Source organism: Halorubrum sp. Atlit-26R (assembly GCF_003666015.1).
In the GTDB taxonomy this organism is placed as follows: domain Archaea; phylum Halobacteriota; class Halobacteria; order Halobacteriales; family Haloferacaceae; genus Halorubrum.
In genome coordinates, this window is record NZ_QPLT01000369.1 from 1 (window position 1) to 531 (window position 531).

Consider the following 531-nt stretch of genomic DNA (forward strand, 5'->3'; position numbering starts at 1 on the left):
CCCGCAGGGGCACCCGGGCGGCGCCGAGAGCTACCAGCGGGGGCCGCCGTGAGCGGCGCCGAGAGCGTCGGCGACGAGCGGTCGGACGCCGGCCGCGACGTTGACCGCACGCCCGTCTCCGACGCCGACGTCTGCGTCGTCGGCGCCGGCCCCGCGGGGGCGCTCGTCGCCGACCGGCTCGCCGGCGACCGCGACGTGGTAGTGCTCGACGCCGGGCCGCGGTTCGATCCCGAGGACCGGCTCGCCAGACAGGAGCGGGCGATCCGCCCCGCCTACGGCCGCCCCGACGTCTGGGGCGTCGGCGGCGCGCGCGACGCCCACGAGAACGCCGGCGACCGGTTCTACCCGCTGAACCACGCCCGGGTGAAGGGGGTCGGCGGCTCGACGCTCCACTGGCAGGGGATGGTGATGCGGCTCCACGAGGACGACTTCAACTCCGGGACGGCGCGGGGCGTCGGCGCCGACTGGCCCATCGACTACGCCGACCTGCCACCCTACTACGCCCAGGCGGAGAAGGAGCTGGGCGTCTCG

Annotated in this window: 1 pseudogene; it reads left to right on the forward strand. The window is 76.8% G+C overall.

Going from position 1 to position 531, the window contains the following annotated elements:
* Window positions 1–48: 48 nt before the first annotated feature.
* Window positions 49–531: pseudogene (locus DVK07_RS21015) on the forward strand (GMC family oxidoreductase); the annotation flags it as partial.